The sequence below is a fragment of the Ochrobactrum sp. SFR4 genome (genome assembly GCF_019730395.1).
GTDB lineage: Bacteria > Pseudomonadota > Alphaproteobacteria > Rhizobiales > Rhizobiaceae > Pseudochrobactrum.
Map to the genome: position 1 here is coordinate 129,125 of NZ_JAAPBB010000004.1, position 24,258 is coordinate 153,382.

A 24,258-nucleotide genomic window follows, 5' to 3' on the forward strand; every position below is an offset into this window, starting at 1 on the left:
GCCGTTTTTATTTGAACTGATACGCTCTTAATGTCCTGCGGCGTCTTTCGGCACGTCACCGGGCTTTTTCATCATAGTCGCAAAGAATGCCAGTGAGACAAACAACACGGTCAGGATCATAAACACGTCGATGAAAGACATCAGCGTTGCCTGCTGACGCACCATGCCGGAGAGTTTCATCAATGCAATATTGGCACCATCCATACCCGCCGCATTAAATTTAGCAGTCAGATTGGCCAGCATTTCCTGTGCTTCGCGGTTGCCCCAGTTCAGATGTTCCGACAATTGCGCATAATGCAGATCACCGCGCCGCATCAGCATCGTATTAATCACCGCCAGACCAATCGCACCACCCAGATTACGCATCAGATTAAACAGGCCGGAGGCGTTTTTAATATGGGATGGATGCAATGTACCAAGCGCCAGATTGTTGATCGGCACCATACACAGCATCATTGAACAGCCACGCAGAATTTGCGGTAGCAACAGTTCATAGAAATCCCAGTCCGCTGTCAGCCCTGTCATCAGATAGGTACCGGCGGCAAAGCCGATAAAGCCGATCATCATCATCAGACGCGGATCCATTCGCGTTGAGAGAAAACCTGCCAGTGGCGCTGTCATAAACATCGCCAGACCACTGACAAACAGAGCCTCACCGATCATCAGCGCATCATAACCGCGGATACTGCCGAGATAGAGCGGATAAAGATAGGTCAGCCCGTAAAGCCCTACCCCCATAATGAATGAGAAACTCGAACCAAGAGCAAAATTCATATTCCTGAAGGCCGAGAGATCAACAATAGGCTCTTCCGCAGTAAATGCCCTGTAAAAGAACATCAGCGCACCGGCCACGAGCACAAAAGTCATAATCACAATATGGCTGTCCTGAAACCAGTCATTACGCGGCCCTTCTTCCAGCACATATTCCAGCGAGCCGAGAAAAGCCGCCATACCGGCCAGACCCCACCAGTCGAATTTGGCCAGCAGGGATTTATCGCCCTTATCAAAATCGATCAGATTCCACGCGGCAATCGCCACCAGAATGCCGGGGCCGACATTGACCAGAAACAGCCAGTGCCATGAAAAGGCGTGCGAAAGATAACCGCCGATTGTCGGCCCCACAGTCGGCGCCAGTGTTGCCACCAGCCCGACAATCGGAGAGACGATGGAACGCTTGGATGGCGGGAAAATTGTAAAAGCCGCCGCGAACACACTCGGGATCATACCGCCGCCGATAAAACCCTGAATAGCGCGGTAAACGATCATCTGCTCAATATTGGTCGCGGTCGCACAGAGCACGCTGGCAGCGGTAAAACCCGCCGCCGAAATAGTAAACAGCACGCGGGTAGACAGCAGACGGCCAAGGAAGCCGGAAAGCGGGATCATCACCACTTCGGCAATCAGATAGGAGGTCTGCACCCATGAAATCTCGTCGGAACTGGCACCCAGTCCCGCCTGAATTTCAGCCAGCGAGGCCGACACAATCTGGATATCCAGAATGGCCATAAACATACCGAAGACCATGGCCAGAAAGGCCAGAGCTTTTCTCGGATCAATCTTTTCTTCAGCGGCAGGCACTGCCTGCATGGTGGTTGATACAGCCATGGCTGAATACTTTTATTGTGCAGCCGGAGTGTTTTGCGGTGCTGTGCGGGTATCCACATCCACAACAACACTCAGGCCTGCGCGTAACTTACCGGTCGCCAGAGCCGCTTCAGGGATAGCAATACGCACCGGAACACGCTGCACAACCTTGGTGAAATTGCCTGTGGCATTTTCCGGCGGCAGCAGGGAGAACACAGAGCCGGAAGCCGGTGCCAGCGATGCGACTTTGCCTTCAAATGTCTCTCCGCCCAGTGCATCAACGGTGAAATGCACCGTCTCGCCGCCATGCAGATTTTTCAGCTGGGTTTCTTTAAAATTCGCGTCAATATAGAGCGCATTGACCGGCACCAGCGCGGCAATACGCTGCCCTGCACTGACCAGATCACCTTTTTTACCGGTCAGATTGCCAACAACACCATCAAAAGGCGCGCGCAATGTTGTAAATGACAAGTCGCGCTGAGCCTTGTCCCGCGCCAGCTCAAGACTACGGGTCTGGCTTTCGGCTTCCTGATATTGTGCTTTCAAAACACCGATATTGGCCTGAGCCGCTGCAATCTGCGCCTGTGCATTGGCATCCGCCGCCTGTGCCTGCGCCAGAGCCGTGGTTGCACGATCAAGCTCCGACTGCGAGACAAAACGCGTATCATGCAGCTTGGTGATCCGTTCCATGGTTGCCTGTGCATTGGTCAGGCCGGCAGCGGAAGATTGCTGAGAGGCGCGTGCCTGTGTGAGGCTGGCTTCTGCCGCAACGGTCTGCGCCTCAATCCGTGCCAGCGTTTTCTGCTGGCTGGTCAATGCCGCGATTTTCTCGTTCAAAGCAATCTGGTAATCACCCTGATCGAGCTGGAAAATAGCATCACCGGCTTTAACATGGCTATTAGCACTCACCAGCACATCATCAATATAGCCGGTCACTTTCGGCGACATCGCCATGATATCCCCGTGAATATAGGCATCATCGGTCGAGACCATAAAGCGTCCTGTCGTCCACCAGTCGTAGCCGTACCATGCACCTCCGGCCAAAGCTGCCATCAGCAAAACACCCAGGATTTTACGCTTGCGTGACGGCTTACCCGATGCAGGCTTTGGCGTTTCCGGTGCTGTCGTCTGTTCGCTGAAAGGCTGGGAATGCTCGGCGCGCAGCGGATCATCCGGCATTCTGTTGTCATCATTCTGCGCCGCTCGCTTGAAATCAACCGGAGCAACACTCTGGGTGTTGTCCTGGTCGGACGAGGAATGATTCGACTGAACTGGTTTCGCAACGGGCTTGAGAGCGGACATAGCGGGGGCAACTTTCTGAGCAAAACAGGCCGTACTGCCAATAAACTTTACTGAATTGATTATTCCGGTAAGGAGAATTTCAAAAAGAACCGAAACCGGACTGAGAAATATGCCTGTTTCTGTCCTTCTGACAGGTGCTGCACAACTCCTCAAACCGATCGGTTCGATGTTGACATAAAGCAAGAGAGACGGCATATCAATTGAAATCGCACTGATCGGTTCGAATTGATATTTTTTATTGTCGGCACATAAGCGGAAACACACTGATATGACAGACAACAAACAGGGACAGAATGGCCGTCACGGCGCCGGACAAGATCCGGCAAAGCGTCAGAAAATTCTGGACGGTGCGCAAAATGTATTTCTGCGCATGGGGTTTGATGCTGCGAGTATGAATGACATCACCCGCGAAGCCGGTGTATCCAAAAGCACGATCTATGTTTATTTCGAGAGTAAGGACGAATTGTTTGAAACGCTTTGCGAGCAACATCGCAGCGTTTTATTTTCGCAGATCGGTGCAATTAACGGCGATACTCTGTCCAGCAAAGAGAGTCTGATTGCCTATGGTGTGGCGCTCGTTACACTTGTCACATCGGATATGGTTATCAGCGCCCAGCGCACTATTCTCGGCGTTACAGAGCGAAAACCGGAAATGGGTGTGCGTTTTTATGAACGCGGTCCGCGGCGCGGGTTGATGGTGCTCAAAACCTATATTGAGAAGCTTGCTGAACAAGAGATTATCCGCGTACCGGATGTGCAGCATGCCGCCTATCAGCTGGCAGAACTGTTTCTTGCAGGCATATATCGCCAGCGGCTGTTCGCTTATATGGAAGAGGCACCGACAGCAGAGCAAATCCGCTATAATGTGGAATCCGCTGTGAATATGTTCTTCGCAGCCTATGGTACACAACCGGACGCGCCCGAGGCCTGATAACTCCGCTCCACCTCCTCTAAACATCACTATGCCACGACTGTAATTGTGATTGCAGCAACGCAGATTTGCGCTACTCTGCCAGGTAAGCAGTTTACGTTCAGGTCAATTAGAGCGCCGTGTGTCAGACCTGGCACACAAAGGTCGCTCTGACACTTTAAAATTAGAGCATAATTCTACCTTCAACTGATTCAGGGTTAAGGAATTATGCTCTAAATATGCTGACTGGAGGGGGAAGCAAACGCATGGCTGTCGGGAACACATCACAGACAATCAATAATCATCATGCTGCGACAGTGATCTATATTTTGCTCGCCTCAGGAGCCATTGCGGGCGCATTGCTTGGCAGTTCACTCAGTCCGGAATGGCGCTGGCTGCATTATCTGACCAAGCCGACGGCTACGGCTTTCCTGCTGTTTCTCACCCTGCAGATTAAGCATCCTGCATCCCGCCATTATCGCAATGCAATTGCGCTCGGGCTGGCCTTTGCCATTGGCGGTGATTTCTTCCTCATGCTGCCGCAGGATTACTTCATGGCGGGGCTTATCTGCTTTCTGCTCACCCATTGCGCCTATATTTATGCATTACTGTCCGATCATGCTGCTTTCAAACCCGCTGTCTTTATCGGCTTTGCAGCCGTTGCACTGCTGATTATTTCCGGCCTGTGGAACAGCCTGCCCGATGGCATGCATATTCCGGTCGCTATTTATGCTGTGGCACTGGCGCTGATGGCCGCACTGGCGCTCAACCGCGCCATCAACATGACAATCGCCGACCGGAGTACAAAACAAGCAGCCAAGATTGCGGCTTTTGGCGGCATCTTCTTTGTTATCAGTGATAGTATTCTGGCTTACGGGCGTTTTCGTTTTGATATTCCGCTGAATCCACTCTGGGTACTTGGCACCTATTACGCAGCACAATGGTGTTTTGCCCGTTCTGTTTTAAGGGTCACAAATGACTGAACAACTGAACGCAGATTTCGCGGTTCTTCGTAAATCATGGTTACAGAATCGCCCTGATGAACGGCAGCGCCGTGAAGATTTGCTGCGGTTGCGTACAGCCTTCAAAACCAGCCTGCCGCAGATGGCCGAAGCGATATCGCGCGATTTCGGGCATCGCTCCACCCATGAGAGCATGATGGCAGAAGCCGTGATTGTGCTGAAGGAAATTGACTTCTGTCTGCGCCATCTCAGAAAATGGATGAAACCGCAAAGACGCAAAGCGGGATGGCAGCTCTGGCCGGCGAAGGCAGAAATCCGCTTTGTGCCGTTAGGTGTAGTGGGCATCATGTCCCCGTGGAACTATCCGGTGAATCTCTCCCTGACACCACTGGTTTCTGCACTTGCGGCCGGCAATCATGTCTATCTTAAACCTTCAGAACATACGCCGCATACCAATGCCTATCTCAGCCGTCTTTTGCAGGAAATTTTCCCGCCCGATCGTGTGAGCATCGCACAGGGCGGTGCCGATATTGCAGCCGCATTTTCAGCCCTGCCTTTTGACCATTTGTTTTTCACCGGCTCCGGCGCGGTCGGCAAAAAAGTTATGGCGGCAGCTGCCCGAAATCTCACACCTGTTACTCTGGAACTCGGCGGTAAATCCCCTGCACTTATCGCGCCCGATGCTGATCTTGCTAAAAGTGTCAGTCGTATCCTGACAGGCAAACTCTTCAATGCCGGACAAACCTGCATCGCGCCGGATTATGTGCTGCTACCGGAAAACATGCTGGAAGCTTTTATTGCAGAATGCAAAAGCCAGACCGCCCGTCGCTATACAGGGCTTGACCGGCAACCGGATTACACCGCCATTATCAATGAAGGCCAGTATAAACGCCTCACTCATTTGCTGGATGATGCCAGTATCCGTGGCCATAAGACCATCCCGCTCCTGACATTGAGCGACACACAGAGAGCCGGAGAATACCATATCCTGCCGCCGATGCTGATTATCAATCCTGATGATAACTGTGCCATCATGCAGGAGGAAATTTTCGGCCCCTTACTGCCGGTTAAAACTTACCGCACCTATGATGAGGCCATCAGTTTCACCACCAGCAGGGATCGGCCACTGGCATTTTACTGCTTCAGCAACAGCAATGACACAATTGAAAATGCGCTCTCACATGTCGTGGCAGGCAGTGTGTGCATTAATGACACGCTCTATCAGTTCGCCTGCGCAGATCTGCCATTCGGCGGCGTAGGCATGAGCGGCATGGGGCATTATCACGGCGAAGAAGGCTTCAGAACTTTCTCCAAAGCCATGCCGGTACTGCGAAAATACAATCCGGCGGCGACTGATTATCTGCATCCGCCCTATAGTCGCTTTGCCGATTTCATCATCCGTTTTCTGACACGATAAAAATAAAAAGCCCCGCCTGAAACAATCAGGCGGGGCTTTTTCATTGCTCTGTCAAAGCTACTTAATTAGCAGGCTGTACCTGCATCATAGAGGCTGCACCACGGGCAAAATATTGCGGACGATACATATCTTCCACAAATGGTGCCGGATGCGCATAGGTTCCCGGTGTCACTGCCCGCACAATATATGCAACTGTATATTCACGGGCGTTGCCGCCGTTACTGTTGAATGCCGCAACAAAACGGTCACTGCGGAATTCGCTATGGGCAACGGTCGTATCACCCAGCCAGCCGAAATTGCTCAGATCCGCACTATTCACAACACGCGGATTATCAATTTCAAATCCGGCCGGAAGCAAATCCGTCACCAGCACACGGGAAGCCCAGTTATTCGATTCCGCCACCTTCAGAACAACCACATAGCGTTCATTCTGTTTTGCTTCAGAAACACTGACCTCTTCACCGTCCAGAGTGTAATAGCTGCGCCCGATGCTGAAGCCGTCACCACCTGCCGACGGCGCTTCCTCCGGCGAAGCAACAGTTGTAATCACAGCCGTCACCGGCCTGTCACCGGTATTGCCCACCGTCACCGGTGCGGCTTCGAGCTGTTCACCTGTCAGACGCTCTGACAAAGCCCCCTGACGGGCCTCACCATTAAGCAGCAAGGTCAGATTGGCATCTTCGTCCTTCAGACCGCGCGCAGCCAGCAACAGCCATGCCTGTTCCTGCGTACTGGTATAGCGTGTCTCATTACTCAGACCGCCTACCATTTTTACCAGTTCCGGTACAATGCTCGGTACCGGACGGCTTTCTGCAGCAAGAGCCAGAATGGCCGCGCCGTCACGCAGATTCGAACCGTAGTCCGAACGCGCCCAGGAGATGCTTCCCTTATTGGCAAGACGGAAGGCCGAAGCAAAAGCTTTCTCCGAGCGTGCACCATCACCATAAAGTGCAAGGCTTGCACCGAGCTGAGCACGTGCCAGCGGCGTTTCGAACTCATCCAGACGGGTATCCGCATAGTAACGCAGATCTGCAATGGATGCACGGCGGTTACGCGACAAGACATAGAAAGCATAGGCTATCGAATTGCCGTTATCCTTGATCGAAACATCGTAAGACAGCGCATTTTGCAGATTATCCAGTGCCGAAATCATCGGTTGCTGAGGAACATCAAATTTCTGCTCGCGCGCACGGGTCAGGAAGTCTGCCACATAGGCATCGAGCCACAGATCACCGCTATCTGGTGACCAGAGACCGAAGCTGCCGGAAGAGGACTGATTATTCAGAACCTTATAAATAGCTTCCTGAATACGCTCGCGCAATTCTGCTTCACTGTCTTGCATTGCCATACCGGCCTGTTTGGCCAATTCGCTCATATAGAGCAATGGCAAGGCACGGCTGGTTGTCTGTTCAGTACAGCCATAAGGATAGCGGTCAAGCGATGTCAGCAAGCCCGGAATATCAAAGCCGGATGCATTGGAAATATTGATACTGACTGAAGCGCCATCCATCCGCTGACCGGCAAGCAGCTCCTTATTGATAATAAGAGAACCATTAACAGCAGCAAGTGTTACTTCTTTACGCGTCGTTTCCGGCAAAGACGATGCACGCACCGGCAGGATCAGATCCTGCGAAATGCTCAAGCCGCTTTCATGAGTCAGCTGTACTGTCAGTGCTTCAGTCCCTGCACGCTCTGCTTTAAGCGGCAGTGTCAGATATTTCTTTTCGCCCTGTGCCAATGTCACTGATGCCGGTGCCTGCTCCTGAGGAACAGAGACCAGACCGGAACTTGCCACGCTCACAGTGTAATTTCCGGCAGGACCATCCGTATTGGCAATATCAAGACGCAACTGCGCCTGATCATCCGGTGCCATGAATTTAGGCAATGCGGCTGTAATAACAACCGGATCACGGATGATAACATCCGACTGTGCATTGCCGACCGCAGTTTTTGTCCAGGCTACAGTGCTGATCCGCGCAGTACCGTTGAATTGCGGAATATCAAAGCTGACATTGGCTTTGCCATCAGCACCGACTTCAACAGGACCGGCAAAGAATGCCACCAGTTTTTCGGTTGGCGGCGAGCCCTCCGCAGCCATTTGTGCACCGTCACCACCGGTACGCAGACGCCCCATCGTGCCGAGTGAACCGTCAATCAGACGCCCGTAAAGATCACCGATTTCAAGGCCGAGCTGACGCTGACCAAAATACCAGCCAGCCGGATCGGCCGGTTTGTGATTGGTCAGGTTAAGAATGCCCACATCCACAGCCGAGATCATGACATAGGCCTGATCGCCGGATTTCAAACCACCGATTGAAACCGGAATCGTCAGAGCCTGACGCGGTTCGGTTTTTTCCGGCGCTTCAATCCGCACTGAAAGCTTGCGCTCTGCCGGATCAACAGCCAGCCAGCGGATACCGATGGCACGGGCAGGCATACGGCTTTCCTGTGCTTCACCGGGACGATAGAGACTTGCGGTAATATAAGCACCGGCACCCCATTCGCCGCTGACCGGAATTTCAACTTCCGCACCCTCAGCAGGAACAGAAACCGTTTTGGTCATCAGCAGGCTGTCTGCACCAACAGTGACCAGCAACTCACCGGCAAAACGCGGAGAGACTTTCAGTTTTGCGGTTTCGCCGTCTTTATAGATATCTTTATCAAGCGCAACTTCCAGACCATCAGGTGTTTCAGTCGAACGTGCTTCAACATACCAGCCGGCATCAAATTCAATGCTGCTCTGCGGACCATCAGGGTCAGAGGTCGCGATCTCAAGACGATAGCGTCCCCATTCCACAGGCACCTGAATGCTGCCTGCAGTCTGTTCATCAACAGAAACAGTGCCGTCGGCGACTTTCTTCGTATAGCTCACCGGCTCATAGTTCCATGAGCTGCCGCTGCGATACCACTGATAATGGCGCTCGACCTTAACCAGCGACCATTCCATACCTTCTTCAGTCACACGCTTGCCATCAGCATCGCTGACAATCACCGAGAACTGTGCATTGCTGTTTTCAGGCAGGTTGTCACTGTCGAATTCCGGTTTGATACCGATCATGGCGCTGTCAGATGCAACCGGCAAAGTCAGCTTGCGCTCAACCGCACGACCGCCGCCTTCACGCATGCGCACAACAATATCCGCATTCAGACGCTGTGTTGTTGCCGGCAGATCATTCAGCAGCACAGGAATCTCGGCTTTGCCCTGCTCATCCAGTTCCGGCAGATCATCCAGTGTGATGCGTGTATCTTCAGGCTGATCCTCATCGGCCAGACCAAAAACATATTTCGGAAACAGATCCCATGTGCGTGTCGGGCGAATATTAACTTCACCCTCCAGTGTCAGACCGGCAGCAGGCGCACCGTAAAGATAACGGCCGTCTACTTTGACCACAGCCTCATCACCGGCACGGATTTCCTTCACATCCGATGTCAGGTCAAATTCCGTACGGTCTGGCACAAAATCCTCAACCAGAAACTGTTTTTCAGACAGCGGCGTGGCTTTCGGATCGCTCAGGATACGCAATGTCCATGTACCGCGCATGGCATTGTCTGCCAGCGGCAAGTCCACGGCATGACCACCGGCAGCCTGCGAAGTACTGACAATCGCACGGTCTTCCACACCATCCGGACGCAGGAAGGAGAAAGTCAGCGGCAGATTTTCAACAGCTTTTGCAGCACCGTCACGTACCAGCGCGGCAGCATGAACGGTTTCACCCGGGCGGTAAATACCACGCTCGGTCCAGCCATAAACATCCAGCGCACCCGGAGCAGGACGACCGGTTACACCACGATCCGAGAGGTCAAAACCTGCACGTTTCATATCAAGGAAAACATAATCTTCCTCATCGCCATTGCCCTTGGAGCGCGCAGTCAGAATAGCAGGCGCCATCGCTGCGGTGCCGCGCATCAGACCGGCGGTAAAGGTTGCACGACCATCGCTGTCCGTTGTTGCCGTACCCAGAACTTCATTATTCGCCGCCAGCAATTGCAGTTCCACCCCGCTCAGCGGTTTGGCTGTTGCAAGAGAACGGGCAAAAACATTCAGCCCGTCTTCACCGGCAAAAGTTGCAAGACCGGTATCTGACACCAGAAACCACTGTGTCGCCTGCGATGACCAATATTCCGAACGATCGCCTTCAGCTTTAGCTGTCATAATATAGATGCCGGGCTTACGCTTCGGCAGTGCTTCATCCACGGGGAAGGATGAGACGATTTCCTTGTTCAGCTCGCTCTCAACATCCAGCTTGCCGGTGTAAACTTTTTCACCCAGCGTGCTTACGATCTGCGATGTGGCATAACCGTCAAGCTGGCCGAAGAAACTGATACCATCCATCGACTGGGTAAGAGCCCGTTCGCCGACGCGATAAACTTCCAGATCAATGGTTTTCACATTGATGCTGACAACAGGAATACCCCGGCGCATGGTGCTTGGCAGCACAAATGCATCGCCGTTGAAACGCACAGTCGGCGCACGGTCACGGATATAAACATTCAGCGCAACCGGCGTTTCAATCATTTCGCCTATCGCGGCAGGCAGACCCGAACGGACACCGATGCGGTAATTTTTACCATGCTGCAAACCCTCAATACAGATTTGCTTCTCTTTCGCTTCCAGGCCTTTCGGGCTTGCATCATCAACCGTTACGAACGAAGCGTAATCAATGCCGCTTTTCATCAGAGTTTCTGAAAGCTGAATACAAATACGCGGATTGGCACTGTCGCTGTCCACCGTATGATCGACGACGCGGAAGCCTTTACGCGTACGCAGGTCTTCATAGGCAGCACTGACCGCAGCAGAATTTTGCAGCGCAAGACTGGCTTTATAACTGTCGATAGCAGGGCGGAAATTATCCCGCAATTCCAGCGCCTTCGCCAGATTGCTCAAAGCTTCAGCACGATCGGAAACCGTACGGCTGAGCTGATAGGCAATAATAGCTGAGGATGTGGCTGCGCGCTTGATCTGCCAATTGGCATCGTTGCTTTGTGCCGAACCAAGTGTCGCGCGGCTCAAGCCCATCCAGACAGCACTGTTTTCTTTTGCAACAGGCACGATGCTGGCAAAATCGATTACGGATGAAGAAACACTGCCGGATTCATAATTTCTTTGGGCAGCGCGCAATAATTTGCTGACATCACCGGAAAGTTTCTCACCGCTGTTCAACTGATTACGATAGGTACGTGCTTCATCCAGAACACTGGCCGGAACAAAGGTAATCGGTGCAGGTGCGGCGAGTTCCGCTTCTGCAGCGGCAGCATCAAGCACTTTACCGGCCACAGCACCTTCAAAAGCGTTGAGCTGATTATAATCAGACTTCAGGAAGCACCATTTCGCCTTCACATTATAGGTAAAAGCGCGGCATTCCTGATCTTTCAGACAAATATCCTCACACTGATCAAGGCCGACATCCTTAACAGTACGCAAATCAAAACCGGGGTAATCACCGTTTTGCGTTGTTTCAATCGCCCTTGTTCCGTTTTGAGCAGTCTGTGCTATGGAGCTTTGGGCAGACAGTGAAAGCGCAGCAGACAATATCAGGCCTGCAAAGACAGTACGCATCGACATCGGGATTCTCCGGTCAATTAAATTTGAACTCAGCATGAAACTTGTCAGAGCACACTTGTCAAGTCAGGCAAGCTGTCAGAACAACAGATAGAGAAAGCATTTTACAGATCAGATGTGACAATACATGCTGCATCACTAATTCAGTATCATAAATTTTGGATGACCATGCCCGGTTTTTATTCTAAAGAGGAAACAAGTCGTTAAGACACATGAAGTGCCAGAGCGAGTTGTATTTGATTGCACCCACCGCGCTCGCTCTGGATTTTTTAGTTTGTCACATGTTCGCAGACGTTGAGTGATACCATTTAACTGCGGCATACTTAGTGCGGAATGCATCTATGGAATTGAAGTGGCTCGAAGATTTTCTCTGCCTGTCACAACACTTAAATTTTTCCCGCGCGGCGAATGAGCGGCATGTTACACAATCCGCGCTTTCACGCCGGATCAGACAGCTTGAAGCCTGGGTCGGTGTACCGCTGATTGACCGTTCCACTTATCCCATTCGTCTGACCCTTGCCGGACAGAGTTTTCTGTTGCGTGCGCATGATGCGGTCGGCCTTCTCACCCATGCCCGTGACGAACTGAGCGCACGCTACACGCCGATGATGGAAGTGCTGTCTTTCGCAACACTCAATACTCTGTCGCTGACTTTCTTTCCGGCATTGATGGCGCAGATTGAAAAAAACGGCGATAATTTCCGAACCCGTTTTTCTGATCCGCACCCGTCTTTTCTTGGCAATGTTTCAACATTACTCAATGGCAACTGTGATTTTCTGCTGACCTATTCCCATCCGTTAGTCAGTCAGATGGATGATCTGAAAAACTTCCCTTATCTGTCACTTGGGCATGAACAGGTGATACCGGTTTCAGCGGCAGATGCCTCGGGCGAAGCTTTGCACCGGCTGGAAAGCCACACACTCCCGACAGAATATCTGCGTTATCGGGACACTACATTTTTTGCGCAGGTTCTCGATCCGCTTGTCGAGCGTCGCGGCCTCAATCTCAATATGGTTTATGAAAACGGCATGGCCGTCGGATTGAAAGCCATGGCGGTGTCCGGTCAGGGCGTAGCATGGATTCCGCAAAGCCTGATGCCGGATGAATGGAAACGCGGTATTCTGGTACGCGCAGGCGCTAAAGACTATGATCTGGATGTGGAAATCCGCGTCTACCGCTCCCAGCGCTTCCGTACGGATTATGCCGAGCGTTTCTGGCGGCGCGCATCGGCACTCGCCGCCAAAGATATTAACTGGTGGCAGAATTAAACAATAATTTCAGTGTTTTCAGGTCTTTTGCGCTGTCCAGTGCCAGAAGATTTTCATAAATACCGGCAGCATTATCCAATGCACCGCAGCAATCCATGAACTTCCCGAAACGGTCGGCATCGGTAAACGGCTCCTGCAAACCGCCTGCAGCATAATTACGCGATGCCCTCAGCACACGTCCGTCATGTAATTTTATTGTCACAACATGTGGAAGCTTATCCTGCGCAATCCGCTCTTCATCCGCGCTGTAGCTCAGCATTGTCACACAGGGCAGAAGCGTATCTCCCGCATAATGTTGCACAGCTTGCGGTGTGAAATCAGCAAGGCTCAAATGCCCTGCCCGCAAAGCTCTCACCACGCAATATTGCATGGAAAAACGTGCCTGCATTTCATCAACCGGTAGCGGATAGGTCAGATTGCGGTAATTGGCGATACCGACCAGCGCCTCGACACTTTCCACATCCTCTGCTGTGAAGCGATGTTCACGCATCAAATCCAGCAAGCCGTCGACAATCAGATGGGTTGAGCCGCAACACGGATGTTTCTTCGGCATCACCCCTGCAGTCTCAATAATATGATCTGTAGTGTCGGCCATAATATCAGTTTTCCAGCCGCGGCGCTGATCTCCGGCAAACAGACTATGAAAGCCCTGTGCGCCCTCCAGAATGTCAGGTCGTGCCTGCATGCCCGCCTTGGCCAGCAATGCAGCCTCCACAGCATTTCGTGCAGCCATACCCGCATGGAATGGTTTGATCAGCGTACCAAACTGGCCTTTGGTGCCGGATGCATAGCTGACAGCAATGGTGATTGTCCGCGCTGTTGCCTCTTCATTCAGACCAAGCAGATGTGCCACTGCTGCAGCAGTACCGATACTGCCAATAGTCGAAGTGCCATGCCATCCGGCAGTATAATGCGCCTGCCCGACACCATTGCCAATCAGCGCCTGCGCCTGAAGACCTGCCAGATAGGCATCAATCAGTTGTGTACCGGACACTTTTTCAAAATCCGCGACAGCCAGCAGAGCCGGTACAATCACCGCTGAAGCATGACTCATACCGGGCAGAAAGTTGTCATCATAATCCAGCGCATGAGCGGCCGTGCCGTTCACCAGTCCCGCCACAATCGGACTTGATTTTTCGCCGGTTACCAGCAGCGCCTCTCCCGCGCTGCCGGTCTGAGCAAAAGCCTCAAACACTGTTTTAGTGCTCAGATCATCTCGGCCTGCCACCATACAGGCCAGCGTGTCAATAATCGCATCGCGCGCCAGCAGACGCGCTTTTGCAGTGGTTACCGGCCTTGCGCAAATCTGTGCAATCGCTCCGGCAACCGTCACTTCCTCCTCCCGCATTTCCCTCATCCCTGAAATGCGTCGAAGATCAGTTTCAGCAGGCGGCCGAATTTGTGCCGGTTGAGCTGGCGACCGGCAATATCCGTATCCACCCGATGCACAATCACCATATCCAGTGCCGGAATAGTAATGCAAAAATGTCCGCCCGCACCAAAGCCTGCATAAGTGCCCTTCGGTGTTACCACGCCCGGGAAAAATACACCATCACGCTCCAGCCACCACATATAGCCATAACCGCCCCGTGCTCCGGCATCAGAATAAGGCATCACGCATTCCTGCGCCCAGCCTTTCGGCAGCACATCTTCACCGTTCCAGCGGCCATGACGTAAGTATAGCTGGCTGAAACGTGCCAGATCGCGTGTTGACAGACGGAACGGATAAGCTGCATGGCGGCTCTCGGTGAAACGGTCGTGCCAGCCATCCGGCTTATTGCCCTTGAGCGAAAAATCTTCAAATTGCAGCGGTTTGGCAATACGCTCTTCAAAAGCCTGATGCACGGTCTTACCGGTCAGCTGTTCAAAAATCGTACCCAGCGCATTGAAATCCCAGTTATTGTAGCACCAGAAGGTGCCCGGTGCATGGGAGTGGCGCTTCTCCTTGATCATGCGCATCCACGGTGTTTCATAACCCGCTGCATGATAAATACCGGAACGTGCGGTCAGCAGGTCATAGACAGTTGCTTGTTTTTCAACTTCGCTCAAACCGTCATTGTCGTCGATGCCGAGTTGTTCAAGCGTCAGGCTCAGATCAATCGTACCATCCGCCACATCCTGCCCCATCAAGGCAGCGAGAATGCTTTTGCGGATCGAATGGCAGAGATATTTATGGGTAATATCGCCATAGGTGTAGATGATCTTGCCGCTCTGCACGATCATCAGTGCATCGGTCTCTTGGCTCTCAGCGCAGGCTTCAACCGCCTGCAGACCCGCTTCAGACCAACCGGACTGAGAAGGGTTTTGCACCCACTCCCATTCAGCCGCCGGATTGGCCGCATGCTGATAACTCATATCTCTTCCCCCAGTTTAATTATGCGCCACGGCCTCAACACTGGCCTGCAAAAATTCCTGCGTGTACGGCGCACTGGCTCGGGACTGACGCAGATCATCTGCCGTCAGTTCTTCCAGAATAATGCCTTTGTGCATCACACCGACCCGCTCACAAATATGCGCAACCACCGCCAGATCATGGCTGACCATCAGATAGGTCAGACCGCGTTCACGGCGCAGGGTTTTGAGCAGATTGAGAATTTCAGCCTGAACAGAAACGTCCAGCGCCGAGGTCGGCTCGTCCAGCAACAGCACTTCCGGCTCGATAATAAGCGCACGGGCAATCGCCACACGCTGACGCTGACCACCCGACAATTCATGCGGATAGCGATACATGAAGCTTGGTCCCAGACCGACAGCTGTCAGCACATCGCGGATACGCTCTTCCTTGCGATCCATACCGTGAATGGTCAGGGATTCCGCCAGCACTTTATGCACCATCTTGCGCGGATGCAGCGAAGCATAAGGATCCTGAAACACCATCTGCACGCGGCGGAAGAACGACTTGTCCCGCTCTCCGGACAGCAATGTACCGTCGAAGCTAAAATTGCCGGTATAATGCGGGATCAGGCCAGCCAATGCGCGCAGGATTGTGGACTTTCCGCAACCGGATTCCCCGATCAGACCATAGGCCTCACCACGGGCAATATGAAAACGGGCTTTCTTGACCACTGTCGAGCGCTTGCGCCCCTTGCCGAAGCTGACAGACAGGTCGGACACATCAACCAGCGGCTTAGTCTTTTCACTCATGATATCCGCCATTATTTCTGACCTCCGCTGAGTGTCGCACCTGAAAGCCAGCTCGGATCACGCTCCGGCACTTTCAGCATATCCACTGGATGGTCGAGACGCGGCAGGCTGGCAAGCAGAGCCTGCGTATAAGGATGCTGCGCTTTGTGCAGTTCTTTGGCAGGCAGATCTTCCATGATGCGACCGGCATACATCACCAGCACGCGATCGCAAAAATCCGCCACCAGATTGAGGTCATGACTGATAAACATCAGGCCGGTGCCGGAACGGCTCACCAGTTCATCCAGCACAGTCAACACTTGGCGGCGCACAGTCACGTCCAGCGCCGAGGTCGGCTCATCTGCGATAATCATATCCGGTTCAGGGATCAGCATCATCGCGATCATCACACGCTGCCCCATACCGCCGGAAATCTCATGCGGGAACAGGTTCATCACCCGTTCCGCATCACGGATATGCACGGCTTCCAGCATGGTCAGTGTGCGCTGGCGGGCTTCCTGCTTATTCACCCGATGATGCAGCCGGTAGGCTTCCATGATCTGATCGCCGATACGGATCAGCGGATTGAGCGAATATTTCGGATCCTGCAAAATCATCGAGATTTTATTGCCGCGTACCGAGCGCATCTGGCGCTCACTGGCACCCAGCAAATCCACATCACCGAATTGCAGTTTTTTGGCTTTGATCTGTGCCGCTTTCGGGGTCAGTTTGAGGATTGAGCGACCGGTCATGGATTTACCCGAACCGCTCTCCCCTACGATACCGACTTTCTCGCGCCCGATGGAAAAGCTGATGCCACGCACCACATCGATTGAGCGGTCAACACCCGGAAAGGACACCCACAGGTCTTCAACTTCTAACAGAGGTTTGGTCATTTGATTTATCCGTTCCTCTTATCCGTTACGCGGGTCAAGCACGTCGCGCAGACCGTCACCAAACAGGTTGAAGGCAAGGCTGGCGAGCAGAATGGCACAACCGGGCATGGCTGCAAGCCACCACGAGGTCATCATGAATTCACGGCCGCTGGAGAGCATCGCACCCCATTCAGGGCTTGGCGGCTGCGCACCGAGACCGAGGAAGCCAAGGCCGGCGGCTGTGAGAATAATCGACGACATATTGAGGGTAATGCGGATCACCACCGACGGGATACACATCGGCACAACGTGATGCCAGATCACACGCATGGTGGAAGCACCCTGCAAGCGGATTGCTGCCACATAGTCGGACGAGCGGATAGTTAGTGTTTCCGCACGTGCCAAACGGGCAATCGGCGGCCATGCAGCCAGCGAGATCGCAATCACCGCGTTCTCAATGCCGGGTCCGAGCGCCGCAGCAAAAGACAGCGCCAGAACAAGACTTGGAAATGCAAGGAAAATATCAACAATACGCATCAGCGCTGTATCAACCCAACCGCCCATATAACCGGCAGTGGTGCCAACAATCAGGCCGATTGGCGCAGCGATAATGGCTGTCAGCGTCACGATATACAGCGTAATCCGTGAACCATAGACCAGACGGCTGAAAATATCGCGTCCCAGCTCATCGGTACCGAAATAATGCGCCCATGACGGCGGTTGCAGACGATTGGCCAGATTATTGGCGCCGATATCATAAGGCGCGATATAAGGCGCGAAGATCGCCACAGCCACCAGCAACAGAATAACGAACAGGCCGAAAACTGCGGATGTGTTGGTCAGAAGCTTCAGCCAGGAGCGGCGCAATTGCTGCACATTGGCCTGAAGGGCGGAAGAAGGCACCGGCGCACGCAGCCATTCACGGAATGACGAAGTGTTAGGTGCGGAATTGGAAGTATCAGTCATGAGAGCACCTATCGTGTACGCGGATCAAAGACGCGGTAAAGCAGATCACTGATCAGATTGATGACAACGAAGAGAATACCCACGATCAGCGTACAGCCGACCACAGCATTCATATCACCGGCCATCAGAGCATTGGTGAGATAGCGGCCAAAACCCGGCCATGCGAACACGGTTTCTGTCAGCACGGCGCCTTCAAGCAGGAACGCATAGGACAGGGCAACAACCGTCACTACCTGCACGGCGACATTGCGGAATGCATGTCCCCAAACAGTGCGCGACCATGACAGGCCTTTCACGCGGGCGGTGATGATATATTCCTGATTGAGCTGCTCGATCATGAAACCGCGCGTCATACGGCTGATATAGGCCATGGAACCGAACGCCAGAATGAGCGCAGGCATGATGATATGGCTGAAGGCATTGCCAAATGCATCCCACTGCCCCTGCATCGCGCTATCGAGCAGCAGGAAGCCGGTTGTCGGTTCAACAGAGAATTCATAAATGAAATCAATACGACCCGGACCACCGATCCAGCCGAGACCGGCATAGAATACCAGCAGAGCCATTAAGCCGAGCCAGAAGTTCGGCGTGGAGTAACCGAGCAGGCTGAGCATACGCACCAGATGATCCAGCGGCGAATTGCGGTACATTGCCGAGAACACGCCAAGCGGAATACCAAAGCCGGTACCGATGATAATCGCAACGGTTGCCAATTCGATGGTGGCAGGGAATACGCGGCCGATATCTTCCAGCACAGGACGGCCGGAGGTCAGCGCATTGCCGAAATCAAACATCACGGCATTTTTAATATAAAGACCATATTGCACGATCAACGGCTGATCGAGACCAAGCTTACGATACATCGTATCATAGGCTTCCTGAGAGATATTATCTCCCAGCATCGCGATCACCGGATCAAGCGGCAAAAGACGGCTGATGAAAAAAGTCAGCGTGACCAGACCAAGCAGCGTAATCGCCACGGAAATGATCAGGCGTGCGGCGGCGGCGAGAAAGAGAAGAACGGGATGAGGTTCATGATAGACCTCATTGTCAAACTCCGTATCTTGCAAAGTTTCGGGCGTCGTCATGGCAATGTTTCCGTCAATATCGGGAAAAGGAGAATTTGCAGCACACGGCTTTCAGCACCGCAAAGGTGCCGGTAAAATAAAGAGAATGTGCTGCAAACCTGACTGAATGCCGGAATATCAGTTCCGGAAGTTACCTGCCGCCGCAATGCAAGCGGCAGGTCTTTCGCGGTCAGTTATTTAGCGGCTGTATCATAATAGGTGCGGAAACCGTTCCACTCCCAATTCGTGATACCCTTGTTAATACCGGCAACATTATAGATCTGGAACATATAGGCCTGCGGGCCTTTTTCCATCATCTCTTTCTGCAGGGCATGATAAAGCTCGGCACGCTTGGCTTCATCTTTTTCAAATAAGGCAGCATCCACTTCCTTGTTCACGGCCTCATCGAAATAGCTCGCGCGCCAGCTCGGATACATGGTCTGCTTGGCTTCCATGCGGTTATCCGGATTGAAAATCTGGCGTGAAGCATTGCCATGCGCATCCGGCACGCCGGTCGCCCAGCCCATCAGCGAGGTCTGGAATTCACGGCCACGGATACGGCTGAACAGCTGGGCATTAGCCATACGTTCGATCTTGATTTTCACACCGGCTTTGGCCGCGGCATCCTGAATACTCTGGGCAATCGGCGCAGCATAAGGCGCAGTACCGATAAACATGGTGGTTTCAAAACCATCCGGATGACCGGCTTCAGCCAGAAGCGCTTTGGCTTTATCAACATCCAATGTGAATGGCTGGCCTTCTTTTTCATCCAGCGCACCGAAAGCACCAAGCTGCACAAAACTTGCACGCGGCACGCCGACATTGTGCATCACAGTCTTTGCCAGACCGTCATAATCAATGAGATAGCGCATAGCGAGACGCACTTTTTCATTGTTGAAAATCGGGTCGGCATTGTTGAAGTTCCAATAGAACAAGGTCGGCTTCAAAGCGCGCGAAACCGCCACTTTATCCTGTGCTTCCAGATCTTTCAGATCTTCCGGTGTCAGATCACGGGCAATATCAATATCGCCTTTTTCCAGCAGCAGACGCTGGGTACCGGCTTCCGACACGTGACGGATCAGAACCTGTTTCAGCTTTGGTGCTTCACCCCAGTAATTATCACTCGCTTGCAGCAGTACAACTTCTGCAGGGTTCCAGCGCATCAGCTTGTAAGGGCCTACGCATTCGGTACGGGTGGCCAGATATTTATTGCCCATATCGCCTTCGATCTGATTGGCCGTCAGCACTTTTTGATTGAGCAGAATTGAAACACGGTTTGCTGCAATAGCCGACAGAATAAGATTAACCGGATATGGCTTATCAAGCTTGAAGACGAGCGTCTGATCATCCGGCGCTGTAATCGCAGTATCAACATTCTCTTTGACGAAACCATATTCCGTCAGTGTTGCTGCATTACCAAAACCGAGTTTAACAACGCGTTGCATCGACCATGCCAGATCACCGGCAGTTGCCTTGTCACCATTGTCAAATTTCAGGTCATCGCGCAGATGGAAAGTAATCTGCAAACCGTCTTCCGATACGTCCCAGCTTTTCGCCATACGCGGCAGAATTTTGGTTTCATCTTTCGGGTCAAAATCAACCAGCGGATCGCAGGTATTTTGAATAATTTCGTTGCTCACCACTTCGCCGATCTGTGCCGGATCGAAAGTGCTGATCGCATCAATATTCCATGCCATCACCAGCGCATTTGGCGGTGAGGCAGCTTCCGTTGCAAATGTTGCACCAGCAAGAGCAGCAGTGCCGGCAATCATTGCCAATGCGGAACTGCGGTTCAAAAATTTATTGGTCTTCATCTTTATCCCCTGTTTATAATTATTCAGTCTTGATAAAGGGCATGGCGGTAATGCACCGCCATGCCGGTTTATTTAACCTGCCATTTCACTCAGCAGGTCGCGGCTGCAATGGCGGGTTAACCTCCGGCGGGATCGGGCAGGTATAAGGCGTTTTCGCCATACGTGCCTGATGATCAGCTTTGGCAGCATTGAGAATGCTTTCATCCTGCATCACATCCAGCGCGGTTCCGGCCATAACTTTAGCCGCATAAACCATGCCTTTATGCGCGGCAGGCATTTTGCCCTGTGCTGTGATCTGCCATGAGTGACCAGGTGAGCCGATCGCATGGGTGGCAACACGTGCCTGCACTGTCGGCACTGCCCAGCTGACATCGCCCAGATCGGTAGAACCAATCATCGGCGCGCCGGTCTGTTCACGTGGCAGCACGTAATCGCAAAGCGGTGCATTTTCAGCAAAAGGCTGACCAACGCGCAGGTAATCGGTTTCAATATCTTCCGCCGACAGAGTTGTCTGAATTTCTGCGGCAAAAGCACGATCAGCATCATCAAACGGCACGCCACCGAGGCGCTCCATATTGGAATGCATCGCGATTTCCAGCGGCGTATTACCGAGCAGGTTAGACACCGCACTCATGATCGAAATATCGACTGTGGTTTCAGTCATCATTGCAGCGCCCTGCGCCACTTTTTTCACACGCTCATTGAGCGAGAACATGCCCGGCAGATCGGTTGCGCGGATTGCATAACGGACTTTGGCTTTTGCCTGCACCACGTTCGGCGCAATACCACCGGCATTGAGATAGGCATAATGCAGACGGCAATCCGCCGGAATATGCTCGCGCAGATAATTGCAGCCAACGCTCATCAGCTCAACCGCATCGAGAGCAGAACGGCCGAGATGCGGTGCAGCAGCAGCGTGCGATGCACGGCCGGTAAATTCGAAGTCCATACGCGTATTGGCAAGCGACTGGGCATCATCCACTTGCGTGAACGAAGCCGGATGCCATGAAATGGCAATATCCACATCGTCAAAAGCACCGGCGCGCACCATGAAAGCCTTGGCAGCACCGCCCTCTTCCGCAGGGCAACCGTAATAACGCACACGGCCTTTTTTACCGTTCTGTTCCAGCCAGTCTTTCACAGCTGTTGCTGCGAGAAGCGCTGCGGAACCCAGCATATTATGACCGCAGCCATGACCATGGCCTGTGCCTGGAATCGGACGCGGTTCAGCAATACCAGCTTCCTGAGACAGACCCGGCAATGCATCATATTCACCGAGGATCGCGATAACAGGCCCGCCTTCACCGGCCTCACCGATCACGGCAGTCGGAATACCGGCCACATTTTCTGTAATCTTAAAGCCCTGATCGCGCAGCATCTGAGTATGCTCGGCGCAGGATTTATATTCCGTATAGGCAATTTCCGGCATGCCCCAGACGCGGTCGCTGAGTTCCTCGAACTCACGCTTTTTCGCATCAACCAGATCCCAGATCACCTCACCATTCTTCATGGTGTTCCTCCCGATTATCATGTCATTTGAATACAGTTTCAGGAGCGAGCCTCCACCCGCGCCTGAAACCGTGTTGTCTTTACAGGTTTTCGTCGATGAAACGTCCCAGCGCATCAAACACTGTGTGGCGGTTTTCAATGCGTGCAAAACCATGGCCTTCATGCGCAATACGCAGAATTTCCACCGGCTTGCCCAAGCCGCGCAGGCAGGAATAAACCATCTCGCTCTCGCATGGCGTTACGCGCGGATCTTCCAGCCCGTGCACCACCATCAATGGCGCCTGTACTTCGGCCATTTTGTGAATTGGCGAGAAACGCTCCAGCGCATCTTTCATAGTCGCCACATCACCATATTCCACCTCACGCAGCACTTTGCGCCACGGGCCGGTGGTCTCCATCAGCGTCAGGAAATTGGCAATGCCGTAATATTCCACACCGAGTTTCCACAAATCCGGATATTCGGTAAGTGCAGCCAGCACCATGAAACCGCCATAGGAGCGGCCAAACACGCCGATACGGCTGTCATCAACATCCGCACAATTGCCCACAGCCAGACGCACGGCTTTAAGATCAGCCACGCTGTCCATACGCAATTCACGGTCATCAAGATGCTGATATGGACGGCCATAACCGGTGCTGCCGCGAATATTCGGTGCAACCACCATGATACCGCGTGCCAGCATATATTGAATATCAGCGCGGAAATCCGGCTTCCACTGGGCTTCAGGGCCGCCATGGACAATGATCATCACCGGATAGCCGCTCGCAGGCGCAGCAACTGTCGGCTGATAGACGAAGTAAGGAACATCCAGCCCGTCAAAGCTCGCAACACTGGTAACAGTCGGTTCAATAAAGTCCGGCAGAGCGGTTTTTGCCTTTGGTGCATCGGTCAGACGACTATAAGTGCCTGTTGCCACATCACAGCGCCATATATCACCGGAGGTTGCCGCACCTTCCGCAGGCATCACCAGTGCCGCACCATCCTGCGTCCATGCCACAGATGCAATTACACAAGGCATCGGGGTTGGCAGAGATTTCTGAACTTTGCCCTGACGATCAATGATAACGATCTCGCTCCAGCCCTGACGGTTCAGCACCAGCGCCACGCTCTGCTGATCCGGCGCAATGGCCAGTGCTTCCACATCTTGTTTTTCAAAACCAGCAATTTCAACAAGTTCATTGCTGTCATGGGCTTTGAACATCACGCTGGAATAATCACGCCCCTGATCAGAAATCAGCAAAATACCGGAATCGTCCTTAAGGAATTTCGCAGCCTGATAGGAAGCACGTCCCTGATGCGGCAGCATATCTTCATAAGCGCCGCTTGCCAGATCGAGACGGCAGAAATTCTGATCCGTCATAGCGCGGGTACAGTCATTGACCACCAGCGCCACACCATCCGGTGTGAAAGCTGCCGGTGTGCGCCAGCCAGTACCCTGATAAACACATTTGGCTTCACCTGTAGCGACCGTCATCACATAGAGATCCATGTGGGTGCGGTCACGGTAATTGGCGGAATAGGCAATCTGCGTGCCGTCCGGTGACCAGCAGCCCCAGCCATGCACCACGGTTGCGTCAGTGGTCAGCTTACGCGGCTCACCTTCCGCATTTTCAATCAGCCAGAACTGATGACGCTCATCGCCACCCCAATCGGTGCTGATCAGCAGATCGCGGCTTTTCGGGTTGAAAGACAGCGTGCCGACAGGTTCCGGCAGATTGGTCAGCTGCTTCGCTTCGCCACCGGCCAAAGGCTTGATCCAGACCTGTGCGGTGCCGCTTGCATCGCTCAAAAATGCCAGCAATTCGCCATCCGGTGAGATGGCCGGTTTTACGGCTTTGCGGATATCCGTATAGGAGGACATCGCAACGGCGGAAGGATCGGATTTCAGTGTATCAAACAT

16 protein-coding genes are annotated in these 24,258 nt (G+C 52.9%); 4 read left to right on the forward strand and 12 right to left on the reverse strand.

Going from position 1 to position 24,258, the window contains the following annotated elements; all coding sequences use genetic code 11:
• Nucleotides 1–27 precede the first annotated feature (27 nt).
• Both HBA93_RS06555 and HBA93_RS06560 read right to left on the reverse strand, forming a co-directional pair.
• The gene (locus HBA93_RS06555) at nucleotides 28–1,605 is read right to left on the reverse strand and encodes a DHA2 family efflux MFS transporter permease subunit (RefSeq protein ID WP_221722751.1); all 1,578 of its coding nucleotides are present in this window, start codon (nucleotides 1,603–1,605) and stop codon (nucleotides 28–30) included.
• A gap of 12 nt (nucleotides 1,606–1,617) precedes the next feature.
• Nucleotides 1,618–2,763 carry an HlyD family secretion protein gene (locus HBA93_RS06560; RefSeq protein ID WP_221722752.1) on the reverse strand — a complete coding sequence of 382 codons (1,146 nt, stop codon included), beginning with the start codon at nucleotides 2,761–2,763 and terminating at the stop codon, nucleotides 1,618–1,620.
• Nucleotides 2,764–3,154: 391 nt separating this feature from the next.
• Here HBA93_RS06560 and HBA93_RS06565 point away from each other — a divergent pair, with 391 nt between their 5' ends.
• From HBA93_RS06565 to HBA93_RS06575, 3 genes are all read left to right on the forward strand, one after another.
• On the forward strand, nucleotides 3,155–3,817 hold the full coding sequence (locus HBA93_RS06565) for a TetR/AcrR family transcriptional regulator (protein WP_221722753.1): 663 nt from the start codon (nucleotides 3,155–3,157) through the stop codon (nucleotides 3,815–3,817).
• A gap of 245 nt (nucleotides 3,818–4,062) precedes the next feature.
• Nucleotides 4,063–4,779: a lysoplasmalogenase gene (locus HBA93_RS06570; RefSeq protein WP_221722754.1), complete on the forward strand. Its 717-nt coding sequence runs from the start codon at nucleotides 4,063–4,065 to the stop codon at nucleotides 4,777–4,779.
• Nucleotides 4,772–6,175 (forward strand): coniferyl aldehyde dehydrogenase, encoded by a 1,404-nt coding sequence (locus HBA93_RS06575; protein WP_221722755.1) that lies wholly within the window; start codon nucleotides 4,772–4,774, stop codon nucleotides 6,173–6,175. Before HBA93_RS06570 ends, HBA93_RS06575 begins: the two co-directional genes overlap by 8 nt.
• 61 nt (nucleotides 6,176–6,236) lie before the next feature.
• Here HBA93_RS06575 and HBA93_RS06580 read toward each other — a convergent pair whose 3' ends face one another.
• Nucleotides 6,237–11,738 (reverse strand): alpha-2-macroglobulin family protein, encoded by a 5,502-nt coding sequence (locus tag HBA93_RS06580; protein WP_221722756.1) that lies wholly within the window; start codon nucleotides 11,736–11,738, stop codon nucleotides 6,237–6,239.
• A gap of 338 nt (nucleotides 11,739–12,076) precedes the next feature.
• Here HBA93_RS06580 and HBA93_RS06585 point away from each other — a divergent pair, with 338 nt between their 5' ends.
• Nucleotides 12,077–13,003 (forward strand): LysR family transcriptional regulator, encoded by a 927-nt coding sequence (locus HBA93_RS06585; RefSeq protein ID WP_121993019.1) that lies wholly within the window; start codon nucleotides 12,077–12,079, stop codon nucleotides 13,001–13,003.
• On the opposite strand, the gene HBA93_RS06590 is transcribed toward HBA93_RS06585, so the two are convergent.
• From HBA93_RS06590 to HBA93_RS06630, 9 genes are all read right to left on the reverse strand, one after another.
• On the reverse strand, nucleotides 12,984–14,351 hold the full coding sequence (locus HBA93_RS06590) for an MmgE/PrpD family protein (protein ID WP_221722757.1): 1,368 nt from the start codon (nucleotides 14,349–14,351) through the stop codon (nucleotides 12,984–12,986). The two genes, HBA93_RS06585 and HBA93_RS06590, sit on opposite strands and share 20 nt — an antisense overlap.
• 5 nt (nucleotides 14,352–14,356) lie before the next feature.
• A complete protein-coding gene (locus HBA93_RS06595) occupies nucleotides 14,357–15,358 on the reverse strand; it encodes a serine hydrolase domain-containing protein (protein WP_221722758.1) in 1,002 nt (333 codons plus the stop codon).
• A gap of 15 nt (nucleotides 15,359–15,373) precedes the next feature.
• Nucleotides 15,374–16,147 carry an ABC transporter ATP-binding protein gene (locus tag HBA93_RS06600; protein WP_221722759.1) on the reverse strand — a complete coding sequence of 258 codons (774 nt, stop codon included), beginning with the start codon at nucleotides 16,145–16,147 and terminating at the stop codon, nucleotides 15,374–15,376.
• 11 nt (nucleotides 16,148–16,158) lie between these two features.
• Nucleotides 16,159–17,022: an ABC transporter ATP-binding protein gene (locus HBA93_RS06605; RefSeq protein WP_122010244.1), complete on the reverse strand. Its 864-nt coding sequence runs from the start codon at nucleotides 17,020–17,022 to the stop codon at nucleotides 16,159–16,161.
• A gap of 18 nt (nucleotides 17,023–17,040) precedes the next feature.
• The gene (gene nikC / locus HBA93_RS06610) at nucleotides 17,041–17,967 is read right to left on the reverse strand and encodes a nickel transporter permease (protein ID WP_022712533.1); all 927 of its coding nucleotides are present in this window, start codon (nucleotides 17,965–17,967) and stop codon (nucleotides 17,041–17,043) included.
• Nucleotides 17,968–17,975: 8 nt separating this feature from the next.
• On the reverse strand, nucleotides 17,976–19,055 hold the full coding sequence (locus HBA93_RS06615) for an ABC transporter permease (protein ID WP_121993015.1): 1,080 nt from the start codon (nucleotides 19,053–19,055) through the stop codon (nucleotides 17,976–17,978).
• Between the two features lie 173 nt (nucleotides 19,056–19,228).
• On the reverse strand, nucleotides 19,229–20,848 hold the full coding sequence (locus HBA93_RS06620; RefSeq protein ID WP_221722760.1) for an ABC transporter substrate-binding protein: 1,620 nt from the start codon (nucleotides 20,846–20,848) through the stop codon (nucleotides 19,229–19,231).
• A gap of 85 nt (nucleotides 20,849–20,933) precedes the next feature.
• On the reverse strand, nucleotides 20,934–22,358 hold the full coding sequence (locus HBA93_RS06625) for a M20 family metallopeptidase (RefSeq protein ID WP_122010242.1): 1,425 nt from the start codon (nucleotides 22,356–22,358) through the stop codon (nucleotides 20,934–20,936).
• Nucleotides 22,359–22,437: 79 nt separating this feature from the next.
• Nucleotides 22,438–24,258, reverse strand: a complete 1,821-nt coding sequence (locus HBA93_RS06630) for a S9 family peptidase (protein WP_221722761.1) — start codon at nucleotides 24,256–24,258, stop codon at nucleotides 22,438–22,440.